Source organism: uncultured Campylobacter sp. (assembly GCF_938030815.1).
Lineage (GTDB): Bacteria > Campylobacterota > Campylobacteria > Campylobacterales > Campylobacteraceae > Campylobacter_B.
Window position 1 is genome coordinate 1 of the sequence record NZ_CALHII010000257.1, and the last position, 15,353, is coordinate 15,353.

Below are 15,353 nucleotides of genomic sequence, written 5' to 3' on the forward strand. Positions count from 1 at the left end.
TCCCTGCACGATATCGGCGTATTTTTTCTCCTCGGCCTGCGCATAAATACAGGCGAAAAGCGCGAGAAACAATCTTTTCATGGATTTCCTTAGATATAAAATTTGAGCCGATTATATCATTTTTTGCAAAAAATTTTCTTACAAAGCAAAATTACATTTTTGCATTAAGTGCGGCGCTAGTTTCGCCGCGCATACTCGTCGTAGCCAAATTTTTTGATTGCCAAAACCTCTCCGCGCTCGTCAGCCAAAACAAGATCGGGCAGCTTGATGCCGTTGAAGGTCGTGTTTTTCACGATCGTGTAGTGGATCTGATCCTCGAAAATCACCCGATCGCCGATGTTTAGCGGCGCGTCAAATTTATACTCGGGCCGTCCGCTCTCAAGCCCCACGATGTCGCCTGCGAGGCAGGTATTGCCGCCGAAGCGGTAGCTAAATTTACCGCTCTCGCTCTCACAGCGCACCGCAGGACGATACGGCATCAGCACGGTATCGGGCATATGAGCTTCAGCGGAAACGTCTAAAATAGCGATTTTAGCGCTATTTTCTACTATGTCAAGCACGCTAGAGACCAAATACCCGCACTCCCAGCCTACCGCCTCGCCCGGCTCGAGATAAATTTCGACCTCGTATTTTTCGCGAAATTTTTTGATCAGCTCTATCAGCAGCTCCACGTCGTAGCCTGCACGCGTGATATGATGCCCGCCGCCGAAATTTAGCCACTTTAGGGCTCTAAAATACTTGCCGAATTTCGCCTCGAAAACCTCGAGCACCCGCTCTAGGCTCTGAGCACTTTCTTCGCACAGCGCGTGAAAATGCAGCCCCGAGATGCCGCGCAAAAACTCGCCGTCTTGCAAGATCGCCCGCTGCAGCGCTTCAAGGCTCATCCCGAGCCTGCTAAAGCTACCGCACGGATTGTAAGCGTCTTTGGGCGCGAAGGAGGTCTGCGGATTTAGCCGCAAGCCGCACGACGCTCCCGCAGCGAGCGCTTTTGCGCGATATTTTTGCCACTGCGCGGCGCTATTGAATACGACGTGATTTGAAATTTTTAAAATTTCATCCAAATCATCCTCTTTAAACGCTGGCGAGTATGTGTGGATTTCGCCGTTTTTAATAAACTCTGCGGCAAATTTCGCCTCGTGCAGGCCGCTACAAGTTGCGCCCCAGAGGTATCTGTCTACGTAAGGCATCGCGAAGCTAAACGCAAAGCCTTTTAGCGCGCATAAAATTTTTGCGCCGCTTCGCTCGCCTACGCCGCGTAAAATTTCTAAATTTTTTACCAGTTTTTGCTCCTCGCACACGTAAGCTGGAGTTGAAATTTCATCGATTTTCATCGTTTTTCCTCATTAAATTTTTCCGCAATTATATAAAATTTTATAAATTTTTAGTTAAAATCGCTCAATCTTTAAAAAAGGACAAAAATGGTAGAGGTAGAATTTCTAGGGCCGATCGGGCGCGAGCCACTGCGTCTAAACGCAAGCTCCTTGCAAGAGGTAAAAGCGGAGCTGCAAAAGGACGAAGGCTTGCGAAAGTGGCTCTCAAACTGCGCCGTGGCAGTAAATGATAAGATGGTTTATGATGCGAATTTTGCGCTTAAATCCGGAGATCGCGTGAGCCTTCTGCCTCCCGTTTGCGGCGGCTAAGCTTAGGAGGCGGCGATGGGCGAGGCTAAATTTAATCCAGAACTTTTAAACGGGATCGAGCCTGAAATTTATGAGGGCAGCTTGGACGTAGATGCGATTTTATCGCGCTGGTACGCTAAATTTAAGGATGCAAATTGCGGCGCGTTCATCACCTTCGTGGGCATCGTGCGCGAAGAGGGCGGCATCTGCGCGCTGAGCTTCGATATCTATGAGCCGATTTTGCGGACGTGGTTCGAAGCGTGGCAGCAAAAGGCCGCAGCACAGAGCGCATTCGTGCTTTTTGCGCATTCAAAAGGCGATGTGCCGATCCACAAAAGCTCCTACGTAGCAGGCGTCGTAAGCCCGCAGCGCAAGGTCGCTCTGGCGCTCATAAACGAGTTTGTGGAGGATTTCAAGGCGGCCGCGCCGATCTGGAAATACGACGTAAAGGGCGGCAAAATCGAGGGCGGCAAAGTAGTAGGCGGGAAGAGGTTCTACGCGGCGGATCGTTCGCAGAAAGTAAAAGGCGCGGGGCTTTTGGGCTAAATTTATTATTCGAGTCTTAATTCAAAACTAGCGAAGTCTAGTTTAAGTTGTTTTATAATTTTTTTATGGACTTTATCCTATATTTCCAGTTATCGATAAATTCTACTTTATCTTTTAAAATACATGAATCCGTAGGTAGCCATCCATCAGGCATCCACTTACCAAACTTTTTATTATAATACCTCTGTACTATTTTTTTCTTCCTATCATTATACAAGCTACACCATATCTTATATCGGGGACCTTTGTAACCGACGTTTCTTGCATTTTTTATATCTTTGCAAGCCGTTTGCCAGGTAATATATTTTTTATCATGTTCTGACGCTGCTTTGGAATAATCCGGCTTAGTCTTTCTAGGAAAAATTTCAACAATGAAATATTTAAAATCAATTCTTCCGTCGATTCTGCCGCGAATATTGCTCTCAATGATATCAATCCACTTACCAATTGTGTTTACGCTTTTCACCAAATCTCTAGTAATAAGAACTGCGGCGGAATTACCATTTCTAATATAGCTAATATATTCTGCATCATATTTATGATTATTTACAACATTATCAGCCATTGTTTTTACTCCATATAAAATTCCGTTATTGCAAAATTTACTTAAAAATCTACTCAAACGAAAATATTAAAATTTAAACACGCTCTTGGCTTCAGCGATGCGCTCGCCAAGGCTCGTAGCGGTATCTTCGCCACTTGCTGCGCACCTAAAGATCGGCTCCAGCACCTCGGCAAAAAAGCCGTTTAGCTCCTCCTGCATGATCTGTGCGTTGTTTTGGTAGCGCGCTAATCCCATAAATACGCCGTGTCCGATCGCGCCGAGGCCGCTTGCCTCATCGGCGATAAATTTATTCAGCGCCTTGCAAACCGCAACGACCGCGCTTGCGTTTACGATCTCGCGATCTCTTAAATAATCCTCAAGCGCGCCGTAATCGCACTCGCATCTGATCCACCTAAACGCCTTTGCGATCGACGGCGAAACGCATTTGTGCTGACTTAGAGTGCATAGGACGTATAAATTTTTAGGCACCGCAAAATATGAGCAGCCGTCCTTTAAAAGGACGCTGGCGCGCGCTTTTTCGCCCTCTTCAAAGCCGTCGATTACGTGGGAATTTTTCGTGCGGATAAGCGAAAGCTCGTCTTCCTCGTCGTAGCGACGATCTAAAAGCACCGCAGCCTCACCTAAAATTTTATCCAAGCTCGCGGCGCTTGCATTGTCGATCAAAAAATAATACTCGCCCTTCGGATCGTTTAGCGCCTCTTTGCACAGCGCCTTAAACTCGCCGCTAATAAAGCTTTCGCCGTAAAATCCGTCGATGAAATCACGATATTCAAAGCCTTCGTGCAGACAAACGTAGCGAAAATTTTTAGCCGCAAGCTTCTTTTCGGCTATCAAAGATCGCAGTCTGCGGGTTTTGCCGGTACCGATCGCGCCGTAAAATATCGTATTTTTCGCGACCTCTTCGCTTTTGTAGTTTTTGACGTATTCGAAAAACAGCGACGAATACACGATCCTAGCCGCGCCCACGACGTCCTGCGGATATGGGGTAAATTCCGCGATAAATCGCGAACTTAACTCGTAGAATTCTTCGAAAATTTCAACCTTTTCGTCGTAGAGCAAGGATAGAATTTGCGCGGTCTCGTCGCGATAAACGAGAGTCGGAAACTCATCGTTGCACTGCGCAAATATGCTAGCTAGCAGATAGAGCTTCTCGCGCGAAATTTGCGCGAAATCGCCACCCTCGGCAAGTCCTAAATTTAGCATCCCGTCGTCGCTTAGGTAGCTGTCGATCAGATAGAAATTATCGGCATTTATCGCGGATTTTAAAAATTCCATCAGCACGAAGGGCTGATTATGCAGCGCGACGTCGAAAAAATCGATCGCCAAAGCGCTGTCTACCGCCGTAAGAAGCCTGTAAAGCTCATCGTAGAAATTGACTAGCTTTTGTTTGAAAATATCGCGCGCGGTGCGTTCCTGCGAATAGCTATTAAAATTTTTGACGATATTTTCGATGAAAACATAAAGCGAGACGATGTTTTTATCCTCGCCGCTAAGCACGCTATCTACACTTTTTACGGCATTTTTAGGAAACAGCTCCTTTTTGCCGACGATGCGGTCTTTAAAAGCGAAATCATAATAAAACGCGCTGATATTGGAATCAAAAAACTGATCCATAAAGAAATACTCGGCGTGCGCGAATTTCTCGCCTAAAGATAAAATTTTGCAGCTTCTAAGATTGCCGTCGCTGAGATTTATATACAGAGTTTGCAAAAACTCGCTCTCGGTCTCATCAAAGCTCGCCAAGCAGCGCTTTATCTCGCCTAAATACTTTGAGATCGTGGTTTGTTTTTTAAGCCAGAATTGGTTTTTGTTGTGATTTTTCCAGCTGACGACCAGCGACTCTATCTTTTCCTTGCTAAAATCTTGCATGACTTATCCTTGAAAGATTAAAATTGTGTATTGTACTTGAATTTAAATAAATAATTAATAAAACTCTGATCTCGCAGTGGAGCCGAAAGCAAATTTTATTAAATTTACGCGCCCGCGGCGGTAGGAAATTTTAAAATTTACTGCGCGCTAGATCTATCCGCGACCCTGCACCAACGGGACGAATTCGCAGGCGCCGAGTTCCTCTTCTTTAATCTCGCTCGGCGAAATTTTACTAAATCTAACGATCTTTTGCGAGCCGCCTCTATTCATCGGAGCGACCAAAATTCCGCCGATTGCCAGCTGTGCAAACAGCCTCTCGTCGATCCGCTCGGCGCATGCGGAGAGCAAGATCCTATCGAAAGGGGCGAAATTTTTCCACCCGGCGTTTCCGTCATCGTGGCGCAGGCTGATGTTTGAAATCCCGAGATTTGCGAAGTGCCTTTTCGCCTCGCCCACCAGCCGCTCGACGCGCTCGACGGCAAAAACGCGGTGAACCATCCTGCTTAAAATCGCCGCTTGATAGCCGCTGCCGCAGCCGATCTCTAAAATTTTCTCGACCTTCGGATCGACGCTTAGCGCCATCGTCATGCGCGCGACCGTCAGCGGCGAGCTGATCCACTGACTGGCTAAAATAGGCTGCGCGTTGAGGCTGAAAGCGTGCGCGCCGAGCGGAGCAAACTCGCTTCTAGCGACACTGCAAAACGCCTCAAAAAGCGCGGAATTTAAGCTAACCTGCTCGGCGATGTCGTTCGCCATCTTTTCGCAGCGAAGCCGCTCTAGCGAGACCATAGCGCGCTCCCGCCCGACCAGACACTAAATTTAAAGCCGAGAAAGCTTTCGCCCTGTTTAAATTCAGAGCCGATAAAATTTTTAAAAATTCCCGAGAGCCCACTCCGCGCCAAAAGAGCATGAGCTGCGTTTTTTAGATACGTAGCGCGGCTAAATTTTAAAAATTTTGCAGGGAATACACCTTCTGCGCTCATCGCACGTCCGTGCCGCGCCGAGCAAGTATCCGCAAAGTATCCGTGCCGCGATGCGGCAGAGCAAAATTTCAAACCGCAAAATCCGCTAAAAATCATCGAAACTCAAACTTCCTTTGCTGTAGTTCGTGACCTTGCTCTCGAAAAAGTTGCTCTTTTGATCATTAAATTTAGAAAAATCATCTACCCATTTTATCGGATGTTTCGCGCCGTATCGCTTCTCAAGCCCGATGGCGAGCAGGCGCTGATCGACCAGGTAGTGGATGTATTCTTCGATGATGTCGTCCGTAAAGCCCATGATTTGGTTATCCGTGATGTATTTGCCCCAATCGATCTCTAAGTTTCCCGCCGTCTCGAACATCTCGTAAATTTTATCCACGTTGCGTTTATTAAATAGATCGGCGCGCTCCTTGCGGACGGAATTTATCATATTTTGAAAGAGTAGCAGGTGCGTGATCTCGTCGCGCTGTATGAAGCGGATCATCTGCGCGCTGCCTAGCATCTTGCCCGCACGCGCTAGCGCATAGATCGAGGTAAAGCCGCTATAAAAATAGATCCCCTCTAAAATTTGATTCGCAACCATCGCTAGCAGCAGCTTATCGTCGCTAACCTCGCCCGCGAGCTCCTCATAGACGCTTGATATGTAGTCGTTTTTCCTGCGAAGCATATCGTCGTGCTTCTCCATCTCGTAGATCAGATCGGTGTTTTCACAGATCGCCTCGACCATGACGGCGTAGGATTTGCTGTGATTAGCCTCCTCGTAGGCTTGGCGAGCGAGCACGGCGTTGATCTCCGGAGCCGTGATGTAGGGGTTGATATTATCGGCGAGATTGTTGGTCTGAAAGCTATCCATCGATATCAGCTGGCTCCATACGAGATCATACATCCGCTTCTCGGCGCTTGTGAGATTGAAGTTATAATCGCGCACATCGTCGGTGGTATCAACCTCTTTTGGAAACCAGGTGTTGGCCTCCATCAGATCCCAAAGCTTCAGCGCCCATTGATATTTTGCCTTGGTAAAATTTAAAATACCCTGCGGATTGCCGCCGAAGACCTTGCGATCGGTAAGCGTCTCGTCGGAGAAGGGGTTGTAGATTTTTTTCCTATCCATTTTTTGCCTTTTTAAAAATTTAGGGCGTATTGTAACGAAAAAAATCTTATCGAAGGCTTTGCGGGCAAAATTTAAAGGCGTGAAATTTTACCCGTAAATTTGCCCAGAATTTTATAAGACACATACAGCTCGGCAGGAACACATGGCGTAATTTTGCGACCGAGCGAGCAGAAGCTAAATTTTATACCGGCTGCATACTTGGAAGCTTTGAAATGAAATTTTATGGCGAAACTTTAGGATAAAATTTTATGATGGAGGAATTTTATGATGAAATTTTAAAGGCATGCGGTGCGATTCCATCTATTTACTTTTCGCCAATGCCTGCAATAAGCACCATTGCGGCAAACGGCGAGGCGGAATTTTATCGCGGCACAATATACGCCGGATAATGCGCGCCAGATTAAAATTTCATCGCGTTAATCGCGACAAGATGCTCGTGGCAGCGCAAATTTAATCAAAATTTCGAAGTTCTATCTTTAGATCGGTGTGGATTTTGCTCGGATCAAAACTCGCAAGCGGCGCGTCTAAATGGCCGAAATTATCGCCGGTAGGCAGGAAGTTTTGCAGATAATAGACGCCGCGATAACCCTCGCTGCATAGAATTTGCGCCATCTGCTCAACCTTCGCTTCGTTTAAAAAATCGGCATGCACGGTCGTGCGCACCTCAAATTTAAAATTTTGCCGCAGCAAAAGCCTAAGAGTTTGCAAAAATTTATCGTATAGGCTTGACTTCGTAATGAGCTCAAAATCCTGTCTGGGCGCCTTAAAATCAAGCGCGACATAATCGATCAGCCCTAAGCTTAGCGCCTCTTCGATCTTTTGCGGATTCGAGCCGTTGGTATCAACCTTGAGCAAAAAGCCGCGCTGCTTAACTTCGTGCGCCAGCGGGATAAAATCGCTCGCACAGGTGCATTCGCCGCCGCTAAATACGATGCCCTGAAGCTTGCCCGCGCGCGCATCCAAAAAGCGCAGAAACTCTTCGTTTGAAATTTTACCCCGTGAAGTAACGATTTGTGGATTGTAGCAGTATATGCAGCGCATATTGCAGCCGCAAAACCACGCAATCGCGGCGATGCGATCAGCAAAATCAAGCATCGTAAACGGCGTGATCTCGTAAATCTGCGCGTTACGCAGGTTTAAGGCTTGCGGCAGCTTCGTATGCGCTTGTTGCATTTGGCCGGTAGCGGCGACTAGGCGATCTGCTTTTTGTCTTTTTTCTCTTCAAAAAAGACGCGCTCTTTGTGTTCGCCCTTCTTTCCGATATTAAAGCTCTCTACTGGGCGCAAATAGCCCATTACTCTTGTGTAAACTACGCATTTTGTGCGTTTTGCTTCTAACTCTTTTGGAAATTCCATTCTCCATCCTTTCATTAAGATTAAAATTTAAATCGCTATTTAGGCGCCCTTGCTCTGCTTAGCTTTATATTCCGCGAGCAGCTCCTCGTCGCATTTCGGGCAGTATTCATGCTCGCCGCTGATGTAGCCGTGCTTATGACAGACGCTGAAAATCGGCGTGATCGTGATGTAAGGAAGCTTATAGTTTTGCACTACGCTTTTTACGAGCTGCTTACACGCTTGAGCCGAGCTGATGCGCTCCTTCATATACAGATGCAGCACCGTGCCGCCGGTATAGGAGCTTTGCAGCTCGTCCTGCATCGCCAGAGCCTCGAACGGATCGCTTCCGAAATTTGCTGGAAGCTGCGTCGAATTGGTGTAGTATATGTTTTTATCAAACCCCGCTTGGATGATATCTGCATAGCGCTTCTTATCCTCTTTGGCGAAGCGATACGTCGTGCCCTCGGCAGGCGTGGCTTCGAGATTATATAGATTGCCCGTGCGCTCCTGAAACGAGCGGATCTTCTCGCGCAGATAATCGACCATTTTAAGGGCAAATTTACGCCCGAATTCCGTCGTAATATCTTCTTTGTTGCCGCTGAAATTTCGTATCATCTCATTTGCACCGTTGATACCGATGGTGCTGAAATGGTTGTTAAAGCCCGGTAGATAGCGCTTCGTGTATGGATACAAGCCGCGCTCAAACATCTCGGTTACAAATTTTCGCTTCTTTTCAAGCGTCGATTTGGCAAGCTCTAAAAGCTCGTCCAGCCTCGCATACAGCGCCTCTTCGTTATTTTTATATAGATAGCCTAGTCGGGCTAAATTTATCGTTACGACGCCGATACTTCCCGTCATCTCCGCGCTTCCGAAAAGTCCTCCGCCGCGCTTAAGAAGCTCGCGCAGATCAAGCTGCAAGCGGCAGCACATCGAGCGCACGGCGCCGGGCTTATACGCCTTTGGATTGGGTACGCGCTCGCCCTTTTCGTTCGTGATATATTGCGAACCGATAAAATTTTGAAAATAGCTTGAGCCTACCTTAGCGGTGTTTTCAAACACCGCGTCGGCCGCAGGCGTATCCCAATCAAACTCCTCCGTTAAATTTACCGTAGGAATCGGGAAGGTAAACGGCTGGCCGCACTTATCGCCCGTCGTTAAAACCTCGTAAAACGCAATCACGATGCGGTTCATCTCAGGCTCGAAATCGCCGTAAGTCATCGCCTCAAGCGAGTCCTTGCCGCGCCTTTTAGCCTCAGCCAAAAGCTCCTCGTCGCGTAAATTTTTAAATAGATGCTCGTTGTTGTGCGTAGGGATCTGCGTTTTTAGATCATCCGGGCAGGTCATATCGATGGTGACATTGGTAAACGGGCTCTGACCCCAGCGTGCAGGAACATTTAGGTTAAAAATAAAGCTCGTAATCGCCTTTTTGACCTCATCGTCGCTTAATTTATCTCGGAAAACGTATGGCGCCAGATACGTATCAAAGCTGCTAAATGCCTGCGCGCCCGCCCATTCGCTCTGTAAAATTCCAAGGAAATTCGCCATCTGATACAGCGCTTCGCGGAAATGTTTCGGTGCCTTGCTCTCGACCCTGCCGCGCACGCCGTTAAAGCCCTCGTTTAGAAGCACGCGCAAGCTCCAGCCCGCGCAATACGCCGTAAGGCAGTCCAGGTCGTGGATATGATAGTCGCCGTTTCGGTGTGCCGCGCCCTCCTCTCGAGAGTAAATTTTATCTAGCCAGTAGTTTGCGATGACCTTGCCGGCAGTGTTATTGATCAGGCCTGCGTTTGAGTAGCTGGTATTGGAATTTGCTAAAATTCGCCAATCCTGCTTGCTGATGTATTCATTGACCGTCTGGGTGCAGTTGATATAGGTCGTGTCCTCCTCAAGTCCCAAAATGTGCTCGCGCTGCATCTTGTGCGTATGGCGGTAGATCATGAAGCTTTTCAAAATGGCGAAATCGCCCGCTTCGAAGAGTTTTTTCTCGATGAGATCCTGAATATCTTCGACACTTAATTTGTCTTTAAAAACGATCGCGCTCATTACATTATCAAAGACTTTTTCGTCAAACTCGCTACCGACGCTTTTGTAGGCTTTTTTGATAGCATCTTTTATTTTGTAGGATTGAAATTCTTGAAAACTTCCGTCTCTTTTAATGATTTTTTTCATAAGCACCCCGAGAATTTTCTGAATAAATTGGCAGAAAGTATATCAAGGAATCTTTAACTCAAAATTAAAGGAACGAGCGGAATATCCGTTACAAATTTTGCTTATAAAAAACGAAATTTAACCAAATCTCGCTATAATCGCGGAGTTTATTTTATAAAATTTGGAAATGCTATGAAAAATTTTAAAATAAGTTTTTTCGTGATCTTGCTGTGTGCCTTTTTAGCGGGCTGCGCTGCGCTTAAAGGCTCTAAAAGCACGGATAATTCGGCACTTGCAGGAGGCATCGACCACGCAGGATATCCAAACTCGTATCTGGAGCGCATCGCAGGCGAAAGCATCGCCGATCTACTCTCAAAGCGCATAGTCGGCAAGAGAGGCGGTAGATTCAGCGTCGTCGGCATCGAGCCACTGGACGGGACGAACGCGCACGGCGTGGATGCGGAATTTTTGAGCAAAAAAATTAGAATTTCACTGCTGCATTCAGGCAAAGCAGTCGTCACGGACGCTCCAAGCAAAGACGAACTCGTATTTAACAACGATGGCGTAAGCCGTGGCTATCACGCCGTAGAAAGCGGCTCGATCTACGCGCCGGATTACATCTTGGTAGGTAAAATTTTACCGCAAAGCCCCGCTGTGGCAAACGACGATAAGGCAGGATCTAAAAAATCAAAAAATTTAAATTATGCAGCTAAAAATTCTACCGCGCAAGCAAGCGAAAGCCTACTTTTAGAGCTTTCGATGATAGATACTCGCAACAACAAAAGCGTGTGGAAATATAAAAAAGCGCTTCAAAAGCAAATTTAAGGAATTTTTCGCTAAACTCACAATTCATTTTTTTGAAAGGCGGTGAGGAAAGTGCCTGGAGTAAAGGTATATCCGAACGAATCATTTGACGAAGCTTACAGACGCTTTAAGAAGCAGACCGATCGTAACCTAGTCGTTACCGAGGTTCGCGCGAGACGATTTTTTGAGCCGATGACGGAAGTCCGCAAAAAGCAAAAAATTTCAGCTCGCAAAAAGATGCTTAAACGTCTTTACACGCTACGTCGCTACGAGTCACGCTTGTAGCGGTTTGCGCGGATTTGCGGATTTTAAATTTGCAGATCTGCGCGAAATTTTATCTCACATCTTTTTAAATTTACAGCCCGCTTAAAATTTTACCCGCCGCGTCAGCGCCGAAATTCCGATCTAAATTTTAAAATTTACCTAATTAAATTTACCCGCCTTTTTGCGGCGCCTGCTTTATACAACATATCCGCCGGCGAGCCGCTAAATTTTGAAATTTATCTTTACCTATTCGTTTTTTAGATATACTTCTACATAAATTTCAAGGAGCGAATATGGATTTAAACGACTACCTGCACACTCAAGACCAGCAACCCTCAAACCCTCAAGAAAAAGAAGTAGCGCTCATCAAATACACCTTCATCGCAGCCTGCGCCTTAAAAGCTATAGCTGAACTGGTGCTATTGCTATTAGGAATTTACGGCGGATTAGGAGTATTACTAAGCGCAGCGGCATTCGTGCTTTTTATCTTTAGCATTTATAACATCTCCAAGCTTACCGCAAGCCGCAGCCTTTTACGCAACGTAGCCATCGCCTTTGCGGCGATATTTATAGGCGTATTGTTATTTATATTTTTAGCGGGCGGCATCATCGCTCAAATACTACTTGCATTGGGATTCATCGCATCGTTTCTGTTTTTTTATAGATTTTATCAGGAGCTTGCCGATACTAGCGGAGTTGCGATATTTTCATATTGCTTTATCGCGCTTGTACTTGCAGCTATTGCAAATGCGTTTTTGGCGCGTTTTTCGCTGCCTGCTACGGTGCTGCTCAGCTTAGCGGCTCTTGCGCTTAACGCTTTTGCTATATTCAGCGTAGAGGGTTTTTCTCGTTCGTATTATTCTTATGATCTTAGAGGCAAGAGATAAATTTTGATTGCTTGATCGGTTGTGAAAAGACCAGCAAAGAGCTAATTTTTAAAATTTCAAATCAAGGAGCAAGCCGTGGTCTATTTCAAACACATATTTCTCGCGCTATTTTTTGGGGCGCTGTTTTGCGGCGTACTTTACGGCGAAAATCCAAATAAAATTTCAAAACAAAATTTTAAATCTGACTTCATCTGGGGCGTTACGATCGACGACGGCTGGTACGAGGACGCACAAGACGCCTCGGGCGCGAAGCTGCAAAGCATCGTGCGCGCCCTGCAAGCCCTACCCGCAAAACCTACCGTGCGCGTCGTGATGTCAAAAGAAATTAGCCCGCGCGAGTACGAGTCCCTTTTTAGGCAGCTTAGCGAGGTTTCGTACGTGATGGCCTGCCCCGTGGACTCCTACGAGATGAGCTCGTACAAAAGCGTAAAAAGCTACGAAAAAAGATTCGCGGACGCCTTCGTCGCGCTCGCGCCTTACGTCGCGATCTGGGAGATCGGCAACGAAATAAACGGCGAGGGCTGGCTCGGGGACGATGCTAATTTCATCGCCGCTAAGATGATCGCGGCATTCGAGTTCATCCACAAGAAAGGCGCTAAGACGGCGCTTACGGCGTATTATACTCCGAGCGGAGTACAAAAAATAGAAATGCACGAGTGGCTGCGAAAATTCGTGCCGCAGGATATGAAAGATGGGCTGGATTATCTTTTCGTAAGCTACTACGAGGACGACAACGAGGGCTTTGCGCCTGATTGGAGCGAAATTTTTACCGATCTGCAAGGCGCCTTTCCCGCTTCAAAGCTCGGCATCGGCGAGTGCGGAAACACGGCGGCGGACGCTACGCAAGCGAGCAAAAAGGCGATGATGAAGCGGTATTATACGATGCCGCGCTACGTGAAAAACTACGTGGGCGGGTACTTTTGGTGGTATTTCGTGCAAGACTGCGTAAGCGGGGCGGGACCCGGCGCTTCAAACGGCAAAAATCGCGGCGCGCGCGATAAAGCGAAAGCCACGGACGAGCTGCTAAAAAGCCTTAGCGAAGCAATAGGCGAAGCGTACAGATAATACGCGGAGGATTTCAAATTTAAAGCAAAATTTTATGCTTTTTAGGTGCAACGAGGTAAAATTTGGACATGAAAACTTTTATAAAAATTTTAAAAATTACCGCCTTGGTCGTGAGCGTTGCGTGCGTGCTTTTTGTGCTATATATATTTGTGATTTTAAATTTGCTTTTTTCATCCGATACGCCCGAGGGTTGCGATCCTAGTATGCCCACTAGCGCTTGCGATTATATCGATGAAAAATTTGAAAAAGAGCTGCAAAATTTGCCCCCGGTCGCCGCTCTGCCGCCATTAGACAAAAGACCCGTATTTTGGCTAGGCGAGAAAAAATTCGCAGGAGGTGCGAAGTTTGATTATCTATACATTAAGGACGATTTTGGGGTCTGGCTTAGGTATGAGGACAGCGATAGCGACGACTTTTTGCTGCAGAAAGATATGCCGGAGCTCTACTACGGATACGACGAGATCGATCGTTCGCCGGACGAAAAGTGGGTGAGTAGAGAGCTTGGATATTATAGCTACGGCATCTACGATATTTCGCTTTTTGAAAACGAAGCCAAGATATTTTCTCAAACGGCGCATAAGGTCGTGAGGAAATTTATCGGCTTCTTCAATCTACACTCTATGAGGGGCACATCTTTTGCAGCTCCGCAAGGCACCGAGGAAAATTTAAACGCTATAAGCGAGCTTCAAACTCCGCTTGCGGATTTTCCGCAAAAGCAGAACTACTCTGCGCTTGGTTGGGCTGATAAACCAGAAGCCAGAGGCTATGTCGGAGATGAAATAGCCAAAAAGCTCGCTCGCAATGTCTTTGAGATAGAGGGCGAGGGCTGGCGACAGACCATCCGTATAAACAGTCGCGCTAAAGACATAAAGGTAATCTGCGGAGATGAAATTTGCCTCGCGCTTGCCTTTGATGAGAGCAAAATCAATAGCTGCGATAACGACGCTGCATCCACGGCAATTCATACGCTAAATTTAAAGCAAAAATTTAGCAATTTTCATATGCTTACTAGTAGGAATTTTAACTACGTAAAGCTCGGCGATAAGTATACTTTAGACGATGTGGAATCCTTTAAAATAGTTTTATCGAGATTCAGATATATCGAGGGGTATAACAAAGGTCGTGAAATCACGGACTACGAGGTTATCTTGCGAAATAGCGAGGGCGAACAGGTCAATGAAATTTGCAGAAATGAAATTAAGAGGGCTCGCAGCCGCTTGCGATAAATCTAAGATAGTGCTGCAGGATTTAACACATAAGATCGTGATTTCGGCGCGCTTTAATTTAGCTTCTAAAATTTACGTGAGAATTTTAAAATTCTAAGCTTCAAGCTTTAAAATTTGCCCGCGGAGCTTTTAAAATTTATCGCTCGGCTTAGGTTTATTTTATCCGCGCCAAGACAGCGAAATTTTTAGGGCGTCGCGATAACTAGGCGCAAGATAGCGAAATTTCATAAAGCTGCGGCAAACAAGATACGCAGAGAATGCACGCAAATTTCAAATTTATCTGGATTTTGCCAGCCTGCCCGACGCCGAGCACCATTATTTAGCTACAATCCCTCTCGCTCGCTTTACTTTTCGCTCGTCTTACGATTTGCTCGTCTTATAATTCCTGCTTGATATTGCACTTTGCAAAACTACTTGCTGCGCGCCCTTTCGCAAAACTGCACGGCATGTGGGATTGTGCCCATCGCTCGCAGATTTTGCAGCATATGCGCGCGATAAAATTCCGTAGCGCAGGCACTTTCAATAAATTTTGATTTAAAAGCGCAAGCTTAGAGGCGATTTAAATTTAAAGCTCACGTGCTCCACGGCTAGCCTGCAAGCGCTCTGCCCGCGAGCAGCCCAGCGTAGCAAAAAAGCATACAGGCGCATACGCTTAAGACCGCGTTTAGCACACCGATAGCAAATTCTCGCGCCAGCAATAATTGCAGCGTATCATAGCTGAACGTAGAAAATGTCGTAAAGCCGCCCAGCGCGCCTGCGATAAAAAATACCCGCAGGCTCTGCGTTAAATTTAGTGCGAGTAAAAACCCTATCAGCAGGCTTCCCAGCGCATTTACGCAAAAAGTAGCGATCGGAAACGCACTCCAAAATCCGGCGCGATCCATTGCGCGCGCGATCGCTCCACTTAGGCCTACTCGCGCCATCGCGCCTACACA

15 protein-coding genes and 1 pseudogene are annotated in these 15,353 nt (G+C 46.6%); 8 read left to right on the forward strand and 8 right to left on the reverse strand.

The genetic code is table 11. The annotated features are described in order from the left end of the window. Positions 1-176 precede the first annotated feature (176 nt). Positions 177-1,331, reverse strand: coding sequence for a carboxynorspermidine decarboxylase (gene nspC / locus Q0277_RS09585; RefSeq protein WP_297997561.1), 1,155 nt, complete (start codon positions 1,329-1,331; stop codon positions 177-179). An 87-nt stretch (positions 1,332-1,418) separates the two neighbouring features. Here nspC and Q0277_RS09590 point away from each other — a divergent pair, with 87 nt between their 5' ends. Both Q0277_RS09590 and Q0277_RS09595 read left to right on the forward strand, forming a co-directional pair. Further along, a complete protein-coding gene (locus Q0277_RS09590; protein WP_297997563.1) occupies positions 1,419-1,640 on the forward strand; it encodes a MoaD/ThiS family protein in 222 nt (73 codons plus the stop codon). 15 nt (positions 1,641-1,655) lie between these two features. Then, positions 1,656-2,165: a molybdenum cofactor biosynthesis protein MoaE gene (locus Q0277_RS09595; RefSeq protein WP_297997565.1), complete on the forward strand. Its 510-nt coding sequence runs from the start codon at positions 1,656-1,658 to the stop codon at positions 2,163-2,165. A gap of 52 nt (positions 2,166-2,217) precedes the next feature. Here Q0277_RS09595 and Q0277_RS09600 read toward each other — a convergent pair whose 3' ends face one another. From Q0277_RS09600 to Q0277_RS09615, 4 genes are all read right to left on the reverse strand, one after another. Then, positions 2,218-2,730, reverse strand: coding sequence for a hypothetical protein (locus Q0277_RS09600; protein WP_297997567.1), 513 nt, complete (start codon positions 2,728-2,730; stop codon positions 2,218-2,220). Between the two features lie 66 nt (positions 2,731-2,796). Beyond that, a complete protein-coding gene (locus tag Q0277_RS09605; RefSeq protein WP_297997568.1) occupies positions 2,797-4,599 on the reverse strand; it encodes a hypothetical protein in 1,803 nt (600 codons plus the stop codon). 153 nt (positions 4,600-4,752) lie between these two features. Further along, positions 4,753-5,388, reverse strand: coding sequence for a protein-L-isoaspartate(D-aspartate) O-methyltransferase (locus Q0277_RS09610; protein WP_297997571.1), 636 nt, complete (start codon positions 5,386-5,388; stop codon positions 4,753-4,755). Positions 5,389-5,667: 279 nt separating this feature from the next. Continuing rightward, positions 5,668-6,690 carry a ribonucleotide-diphosphate reductase subunit beta gene (locus tag Q0277_RS09615; protein ID WP_177387058.1) on the reverse strand — a complete coding sequence of 341 codons (1,023 nt, stop codon included), beginning with the start codon at positions 6,688-6,690 and terminating at the stop codon, positions 5,668-5,670. A 248-nt stretch (positions 6,691-6,938) separates the two neighbouring features. Between Q0277_RS09615 and Q0277_RS09620 the strand changes: the two genes are divergently transcribed. Beyond that, a complete protein-coding gene (locus Q0277_RS09620; protein WP_297997573.1) occupies positions 6,939-7,079 on the forward strand; it encodes a hypothetical protein in 141 nt (46 codons plus the stop codon). Positions 7,080-7,140: 61 nt separating this feature from the next. Here Q0277_RS09620 and Q0277_RS09625 read toward each other — a convergent pair whose 3' ends face one another. Both Q0277_RS09625 and Q0277_RS09630 read right to left on the reverse strand, forming a co-directional pair. Next, a complete protein-coding gene (locus Q0277_RS09625; RefSeq protein ID WP_297997574.1) occupies positions 7,141-7,863 on the reverse strand; it encodes an anaerobic ribonucleoside-triphosphate reductase activating protein in 723 nt (240 codons plus the stop codon). A 17-nt stretch (positions 7,864-7,880) separates the two neighbouring features. Further along, positions 7,881-10,193 (reverse strand): annotated as a pseudogene (locus tag Q0277_RS09630) (ribonucleoside triphosphate reductase). A gap of 171 nt (positions 10,194-10,364) precedes the next feature. On the opposite strand from Q0277_RS09630, the gene Q0277_RS09635 reads away from it, so the two are divergent. From Q0277_RS09635 to Q0277_RS09655, 5 genes are all read left to right on the forward strand, one after another. Next, positions 10,365-10,997: a hypothetical protein gene (locus tag Q0277_RS09635; RefSeq protein WP_297997575.1), complete on the forward strand. Its 633-nt coding sequence runs from the start codon at positions 10,365-10,367 to the stop codon at positions 10,995-10,997. A 51-nt stretch (positions 10,998-11,048) separates the two neighbouring features. Further along, the gene (rpsU, locus tag Q0277_RS09640) at positions 11,049-11,261 is read left to right on the forward strand and encodes a 30S ribosomal protein S21 (RefSeq protein ID WP_005869392.1); all 213 of its coding nucleotides are present in this window, start codon (positions 11,049-11,051) and stop codon (positions 11,259-11,261) included. Between the two features lie 272 nt (positions 11,262-11,533). After that, a complete protein-coding gene (locus tag Q0277_RS09645) occupies positions 11,534-12,127 on the forward strand; it encodes a hypothetical protein (RefSeq protein WP_297997576.1) in 594 nt (197 codons plus the stop codon). Between the two features lie 75 nt (positions 12,128-12,202). Then, positions 12,203-13,192, forward strand: coding sequence for a hypothetical protein (locus Q0277_RS09650; protein WP_297997578.1), 990 nt, complete (start codon positions 12,203-12,205; stop codon positions 13,190-13,192). Between the two features lie 68 nt (positions 13,193-13,260). After that, the gene (locus Q0277_RS09655) at positions 13,261-14,418 is read left to right on the forward strand and encodes a hypothetical protein (RefSeq protein ID WP_297997580.1); all 1,158 of its coding nucleotides are present in this window, start codon (positions 13,261-13,263) and stop codon (positions 14,416-14,418) included. A gap of 587 nt (positions 14,419-15,005) precedes the next feature. On the opposite strand, the gene Q0277_RS09660 is transcribed toward Q0277_RS09655, so the two are convergent. Beyond that, a partial coding sequence (locus Q0277_RS09660) for a CrcB family protein (protein ID WP_297997582.1) occupies positions 15,006-15,353 on the reverse strand: 348 nt, incomplete at its 5' end.